The sequence below is a fragment of the Trichocoleus sp. FACHB-40 genome (assembly GCF_014695915.1).
GTDB classification, from domain to species: Bacteria; Cyanobacteriota; Cyanobacteriia; order Cyanobacteriales; family FACHB-T130; genus Funiculus; species Funiculus sociatus.
Map to the genome: position 1 here is coordinate 1 of NZ_JACJPF010000093.1, position 7587 is coordinate 7587.

Below are 7587 nucleotides of genomic sequence, written 5' to 3' on the forward strand. Positions count from 1 at the left end.
AGCTTTAAAAATAGATTTAAATTAATAATTATGCTAATTGTTAAACTAACCGCTTGCCAAGGCAAATAAATAGCCACCGCAAAGTGGAAAATTGAAAGTAGTTTTAGTTTATATATTTACCTTTTCACTACATATTTACCACCACCTAAAAATTTAATCCCGTTGATTTAAAGCTTTGCCCCCCAAACCCTTTTTCAAAGGTGGCTAAAACAAGGTTAAAGCGATAAAAAAGGGAAGTTTTATTAAAACACAAAACTGGTGCGGATGGTGCCAACATAAATTAAATCATTGTTAGCATTCTGTTCTGGTTTTGTAACTACAAAAAAGCCTGGGGTGATGGCAATATTATCTGTCACCTGGTAGCGATAGAATGCCTCTAAATGTAAAGAAGTATCTGGATCTTCGCGCCCAATAACATCATTTTCAAGCACTTTAGGCGGAACACCAATTATAAATCCCGCTAGATTGCCTAGTCCGCCTAAGTCAGGTAAGGCAAAGGTCAAAGCCCAAGTAAAACTTGTGGCATCGCTGCCCTTATTCGGGTTGGATACAGCTCGATCTTGAAGCAACCCCACCCAGCCGGAAATGTTGAATTTAGGGCTGACTTGGTAAGATGCCTCTAACCCATAGGCATTGGTGGATATGGCAGCACCATTAAAGGGATTTTCGGCGTTTTGACTGCCTTTGCCTGTCCTGAGATTGTAGGAATGGACATAGGTTAAACCCAAACTCAGGCTGTCGGTGGGATATAAGGATAATTGAGCGATCGCGCCGTAGGGGCCACTAAACAGCCCTGTATTCGCTTCATTGGTATTAGCTGCGAGATATCCCAAAGACAGCCTCACGGCTCGACTAAAGCGATATTCTAAACCAAACCCTCTGCCTCCATTGAGACCAAATATCTGCGATTCTCCGGTAAAGTTGGAAATGTTGCCAAGAAGAGAATTGTTGATATAAGGATTCAGGGTAGGAGTAAAGTCACCGTGGCCAATACCCACAACGCCAAAGTAGACTACCGCCTGATCTCCTATAGGATACCGATAGAACAATGCGCTTAGTTGAATATCATTGTTGTTGTCTCCGGTGAATGAGAGTCTGGCAAAGTTGGTTCCGGTGACTTTGGCAAAGTCGGGAGTGTTTGAAGCTGCTAATCTGGCTCTCAGCAAATCTGTTCCAGAAAAGCTGGTATCTAAATTCAATTCCACGCGGTTACTGACAACAATATTGCTATCAATCTCATCACCGTTGACATTTTCGCCGCCGACTCCACTCATGGAAACAAGCGTTTCGCTCCGGAGTGTGGTTGTAGCAGAAAAGCGTTGCGCTTCTACCCTGCTGACAGATGCCTCTAGGTTATCCAACCGCTTTGACAATGTGGCTAATTCGGGCGCAAATTCTGTTTGCAATCGGTGTAGGGTTACTAAATCTTCTTTACTAGCAAGTTCACCAGTTGTAGCTAGAATCAACTGATTTACTTTGTCTAAACAGGCATTCAACCCAGCGGCAAATTCATAGCGGCTTAAGGCTCGATTACCTCGATAGCTGCCATCAGGATATCCGGCAATGCAGCCATAGCGCTCAACAAGACTTCGCATTGCTTGAAATGCCCAGTCTGTCGGCTGCACGTCGTCTAGCTGCGAGACAGATGTTACTTGTTCCATCGCAGAAGCTTCCGGCTCGTCTATATTAATTGGTTCTAATTCCTCTATTGATTCAGCAACAGTTGTAGCTTTTGCTTCTGTTTCAGGCAAAGTTTTTTCTACAGTAGGCTCAGATAGAACTGCAATTGAGGTGATATCCGATGGCTCAGGGATAGCGATCGCGTCTGGCGTTGGCTCCTGTCCGCCGTTTGCTTGTGGATAACTGTAGTCTTCAATGTTAGCGATCGCATTACTTATGGAGACTTCAGTAGCGATCGCGCTATTGCCTAGTAGCAAAGCACCCCAAACCCCTAAACCGAGTTTTAAAGCATTTCCAAAAATTTTTAACATTATTACTCCGCACACCTGTAGACGAGCAGAACGCAATCACTAAGCGTCAACTGCGACTAAAAAATCCCACAGTTTCCTAAAATGGCTTTTTATTAGGTTATATCTTGAGTTTTTAGAGTTTAGGTCGCTATTGCTTTAAAATTTAATATTTAGCTGATTAATTTACTGTATTTAGCGCTTATTCTCTATATTTCTTGACATTACGTAAAATCCCGCTGCGTCTGGAATTGAGCATTCCACTGACTGATTATGGTGTTAGAAATAATTTAGAGCGATCGCTATTGATGAACTAACACCGAATAAATTAATATTTGCCAAATCAACCGTTTTTTCCAATATTTGCTACAAGAAAGGTGGAAACGTTAAACATCGTCCATAAGGAGGATATTTGATCGGAGTTTTGGCAGGAAATCCTAAACCAGGTAAGTATAGGAAGGCATACTTCTTGGTTAACCGAAAAGCATTGCCACCAGAACACTCGCACTTATACACTCATAGGAGGGCTTCATAATGATGAAGCGGCTTAAGCAATTTTCTCAGGCATTGATATTGGGTACTCTTGCCCTCGGTGTCGGTACTTCGGGAGCAAACAGCCCCTCGGCTCAAGCTATTCAATTTTCAGATGGCAGGACTTCTTTTGGCGTTCCCTTTCAGTTAAGTGAAGCTAGAACCAGCCAAGCAAGCGTTCGGTTCCGAGGGGCAACTTACTACTTCACGTTTGACTTGCCAAAAACTGCGACCCAACCTTTGCATCGGGTAAAGATTCGCCAAAAAGGAGGCAGTTTAGTTGAATTCAATGGTAGAAGAACCTTAGCGTATCTAAATCGGGAACCTAAGCAGAATTGCCAGTTAGGTGAAGTCAAAGTTGATAGCAAAAACCAGGAAGTTGACCTGGTTTTTGACACCCCAATTCAGCCCGGTCAGACTGTGACTGTTGGGCTTGGCCCATTTGAAAATCCCTCGGCTAGTGGGATTTATAAGTTTGGTGTTACAGCTTTTCCTGAAGGCGATAAACCCCAAGAGCAATTTTTAGGCTATGGCCCATTGCGCTTTTTTGACGCGAGGTAAAGTTCTCTTTTTTGCATCAAAAAAAGATCCCCTCTAGTCTCCTAAAAAGGGGCTAGGGGGATAAAACCTTTGAGTTAATTTCGATCAAATTGGTAAGCGATCGCGCTTTGACTTTAATAACTACGATCTGGGTAATAGCGCCTGGTTACGCCGTTTGTAATACGTCCTAGTTGATTCAAATCCAGACGGATAGCAGCCCAGCCGCGTTCAGCACCCAAGCCTAAGCGTTGGCGACGCATGAAATTGTCTATTCTGTTTGCCCGTCGCAGCACTTCCTGAAGATCGGCAGCAACATATTGACCATTGTAATAGCGATCGCGCAAGCGATTTGTTGCCACTTCAAAATCTCTAACATACTGATTGATTTCATCTTCCCGATCGGAACCATTGAGACGGCTTTCGTCAAGCGCCCTATCGAGGTTTTCACGAAACCTATCAGTACGGCTTTCTATGCGGTTTAACAGTTGCTGCACTTGTCCGCTAGGGCGATAAGTGTCTCGCCACTGCGCCAGCAAAACATCATTATTTTGTCTCTGGTTGAGATTTTGTATGGAGTCTCTATCAAACGCAAGAGTTGGGGAAGCTAAGGGCAAAGCACCACACAAAGCTAGAGCAGATAATAAGGCAGAATAGTTTAAGAAAGTTTTCATAACTGAGGTATTGAGAGTTGGTTGGATTAATCTCAAATTAGCCTCTAGCCATAGGTATAGCCTTCACCTGTTTGATTCACCTGACTGGGTGAAATAACTTGCCTTAAGTTTTACAACGCGGCTGACGGAACTTGTAAATATCTTTGATAACTTGTACCCAGCCATCAGAGACTGATTCCAACAAGCGATCGCCCTTTTCTTTAGTCGCCGTCGTCGGATCTCCCAAAACCCCACTTCGACTTAAGTCTCGCGTCACCCAAGCAAAAGGTAACTTTCCCTCCATACTCAACAAACTATCTTCCGGTAAACCTTGCGGATACTCAGCAACCGCCTTTTCCATCTTCACTTGTTCCGGCAAAATAGACAGCAGCAGACTTGTTTCCGCATCTCCCGCATGAATACCAAATTCCAATTCTTTCGGAGTCAGTAACTCTTTAGCAACGTGCGGAACACGCCAAGTAAATAACGGAAACACCAGAAAATCTTCATATTTCTGATGCAAATCCCGCGCCGCAATTTCCATTACCTGCGGTTGTCCCCCATGAGAATTCATCAACACCAACTTCCGAAAACCTGCCCGATAAACACTATCAGCCATCTCCTTTAAAACAGCCAAAAGTGTCTCGGCACTTAAAGTAATCGTCCCCGGAAAATGCCAATGTTCGTTTGATTTCCCATAATACAAAGGCGGTAAAGCGTATGCAGGAATCCCTGAATCTAACTTTGCCAAAGCCTTACCAACCACAGCCACACCAATAGCCGAATCCACAATAATCGGCAGATGAGGGCCATGTTGCTCAATAGCACCCACAGGCTGAATAATTACCACATTTTCCTTATCCGACATCCCTTGGATATCAGTCCAGCTCAGATAAGGAAAAAACCGCTCAGGAGGAATAAAATTGTGCATTTGTAGAGATAAACGACGATAATCTTTTAACTGCTTATAAATTCTATTCCATCCATCTTTCCTTCTCGCTCTATAGCGCTTACGCGCATGGCTTCGCTAATGCGTCTAAGCGCTAACGCCCAGGCTCCGCCAATGCGGTTTATTTCCTTTCTCCCCAAGCCTTCATCTTACCTGGATTCAACAACCCATAAGGATCAACCATCTCCTTAAACTGCAACTGCACCGGATCAATACTTTTCCTTCCCCCATCTTCCAAAATATAAGTGTGAGGATTAGCAATAAACGCCCCCTGTTCCTCGTGATAACGAATAATTTCCTTCAACCTTTCCTCAGTCGTATAGCGAACAATTTGCAAAGCAGCAGGGATAGCAGTACCATTCACCCGAAGGAATTCCAAGTGCATCATCACTTCCTCGCCAAAATGATGATACATATGCTCCACCAACTTCAGACTTTTATCTGCTGGAAATAAAGTTTGTAAATAAGTGAGTGTCGGGTCAACACTACGAGCGTGTAAAGTAGTATGATTCCAAGTGAACTCTGCTAAAGAAGTGCCTTTACTCGCTTCTTTTGCAGATTTTTCATAACAAATTGTACCCCGATATTCCCTAATCAAACCTTGCAACGGTTCCAGACAACATTCTGCCACCATCAATAAAGCACAGTGACTATTTTCAGGAATCTGATTGCGTAAAGCAGCAAAGTAAGATGGAATTGGCGCAGCACAGATACAAATTAATTTCTTAATCAAACCATCAGCATCACCCAGACTTTGACCAAAGCGAGCAGCTGTCATAAAATCATCAAAAGTGACGATTAATTCTGCCCAAGCATAAGCAGGGCCAAGGGGAATTTCTAACTCAGTGATAATCCCATTCGTCCCGTAGGCGTGATTGACCTTTTGAACTTCATCGCCGCGTAACTCAATTACACGCGGTACATCTTCCATTGTCACCACTCTAACAGCATGGAGATTACCGCGATCGCGCAACTGCCCGTAAGTAATCGAACCAATTCCCCCACTCCCACCGCCAATAAACCCTCCAATTGTCGCCGTGCGGTAAGTTGAAGGTGCCATTCGCATTTCCCACCCCGCTTCTCGTGCCTGTTTATCCAATGCCGCCAGCTTCACCCCAGGCTCCACACACGCCAAACCCGGCTTAATCCAGCGAATCGCATTCAAGCGCGTAGTATCCAAAATTACCCCACCTTCCAGAGGTACGCACTGGCCATAATTCCCCGTACCCGCACCCCGCAACGTCAGTGGCGCTTTATACTTAACACAAGCTGCCGCCACCTGTAACACTTGCGTCTCAGTAACCGGGCGGACAACTAAATTCCCCGTTTTCCCACTCAACAGGTTTTGCAACACCGGGCTGAACGTGTAGTAATCTTGGGAAAGTTTCGCGACTTGGGTAGCATCAGTAATGATTTCTATCCCCGTCAGCTCAGATGACAGAGCATTCCAGTCTATTGATGGTATAGAAGTTGCAGTCATCTGGCTAGCCTCCATGAGGGTAAGAGATATTTTCTTATTTTGGAGGATTTGCAACCAAATTTTCCGAATCTTGATTCAAGAAAAAGGAAAATTTCACGCAGAAACTAAAAAAATAGACAAAATTTGTCAGTATTTTATAATAATCAGTCTGTATAGGTTCAAATGGAACTCATCAAAAAGAACAAAGAACTTTTGCGAATCATCCTCGCCGCCTGCATCATTTTTGTCGGCGTGCTGCACTTTGTCATCCCAGGCATATTTGCCAAACTCATCCCCGCCGAACTACCTTACCCTCTGTCACTCGTCTATATCAGCGGCTTCTTTGAAATATTAGGTGGTATCGGACTATTAATTCCCCTCGTCAGCCATGCTGCGGCTTGGGGATTACTTACTCTTTTCATCTTCGTTTTCCCAGCCAACATCAACATGGCAGTTAACCAAATCCAGCTTCCAAACATACCCAACTCCCCCTGGTTTCAAGCGGCAAGACTTCCCTTTCAAGCGGTCTTAATTGCCTGGGCGTGGTGGTACACCAGACCCTCAGACAACGAAAAACAAGCCTCAATAATCCCTGGCAAACCCAAACCAGAATAAACCCCATCATCTCTTACAACTTCTCTTTTCTCCGCGTTCTCAGCACCTCTGCGGTTAGTTTTTCTTTACTTAATATGAACACATCAAAAACAATCCAACAACTACAAGCACAATTAATAACATCAGAAAATTTCCGCCCCTACGGTCAAGTAATCTCTGCCAGTGTTGACGGCAAAAACTACGACACAGAAGATGCCCAACTAAATCTTCAAAATGGAATACCCCGCTTTTACATCATGCGGCTGCACAACAAAGGGCGCAAATTTCACACAATCACACGCCACACCCAATGCACTCAATGTTTAGGTTCCCTCGAAGGAAAAGACTGGCTAATCGCCGTTGCCCCTCCTAATAATGATGCTGACAAACCCGCATTAGAAGACATTGCAGCTTTCCGCATTCCCGGTAATTGTTTCATAAAATTAGAAATAGGAACTTGGCACGCTGGCCCATATTTTGAACACGAATTTGTAGATTTCTACAACTTAGAACTCAGCAACACAAATATTGTTGACCATTTCACTCACAACTTTCTCAATCATCAGTTAGAGTTCGAGATTTCTTGTTAAAACCGGGAGAAGTAAATTAGATGTCCTTTGCAGCTACAAATCAATAACTTTTAGATGCATTTTTCCTGGGGAGCCAACAACTTCAAAAGTTTGCTAATCAGCAAGTGATATATTCCAGTCCAAAAATCAGGATGTTCTAAATTAGGGATTCATACCCGGAAATGGAGAAGGTCAGGAGTTACGCAGTTGGGCTGAAGATGGGGTAAAAGGAAGCAATGAATCCACCCAAATATACGGCTATTGAATACATTAACTTTCTGATGGCGACGCAAAAGGCATACAGCTGTAGCGAAGCCGAGCGGGTGCA

General features: G+C 43.9%; 7 protein-coding genes. 3 read left to right on the forward strand and 4 right to left on the reverse strand.

What is annotated here, in order from left to right; all coding sequences use genetic code 11:
• Positions 1–242 precede the first annotated feature (242 nt).
• A complete protein-coding gene (locus H6F63_RS20320; RefSeq protein ID WP_190639294.1) occupies positions 243–1991 on the reverse strand; it encodes an iron uptake porin in 1749 nt (582 codons plus the stop codon).
• A gap of 510 nt (positions 1992–2501) precedes the next feature.
• Between H6F63_RS20320 and H6F63_RS20325 the strand changes: the two genes are divergently transcribed.
• A complete protein-coding gene (locus tag H6F63_RS20325) occupies positions 2502–3059 on the forward strand; it encodes a DUF2808 domain-containing protein (RefSeq protein ID WP_190639295.1) in 558 nt (185 codons plus the stop codon).
• A 113-nt stretch (positions 3060–3172) separates the two neighbouring features.
• On the opposite strand, the gene H6F63_RS20330 is transcribed toward H6F63_RS20325, so the two are convergent.
• From H6F63_RS20330 to H6F63_RS20340, 3 genes are all read right to left on the reverse strand, one after another.
• Complete coding sequence (locus tag H6F63_RS20330) at positions 3173–3709, reverse strand: hypothetical protein (protein ID WP_190639296.1); 537 nt, start codon at positions 3707–3709, stop codon at positions 3173–3175.
• 103 nt (positions 3710–3812) lie between these two features.
• The gene (locus H6F63_RS20335; protein ID WP_190455604.1) at positions 3813–4619 is read right to left on the reverse strand and encodes a creatininase family protein; all 807 of its coding nucleotides are present in this window, start codon (positions 4617–4619) and stop codon (positions 3813–3815) included.
• A 139-nt stretch (positions 4620–4758) separates the two neighbouring features.
• A complete protein-coding gene (locus tag H6F63_RS20340; RefSeq protein WP_190639297.1) occupies positions 4759–6117 on the reverse strand; it encodes an FAD-binding oxidoreductase in 1359 nt (452 codons plus the stop codon).
• Between the two features lie 171 nt (positions 6118–6288).
• Between H6F63_RS20340 and H6F63_RS20345 the strand changes: the two genes are divergently transcribed.
• Together H6F63_RS20345 and H6F63_RS20350 are read left to right on the forward strand one after the other, a co-directional pair.
• Positions 6289–6711: a DoxX family protein gene (locus H6F63_RS20345; protein WP_190639299.1), complete on the forward strand. Its 423-nt coding sequence runs from the start codon at positions 6289–6291 to the stop codon at positions 6709–6711.
• Between the two features lie 74 nt (positions 6712–6785).
• On the forward strand, positions 6786–7280 hold the full coding sequence (locus tag H6F63_RS20350; protein WP_190639298.1) for an ureidoglycolate lyase: 495 nt from the start codon (positions 6786–6788) through the stop codon (positions 7278–7280).
• Positions 7281–7587: the final 307 nt, after the last annotated feature.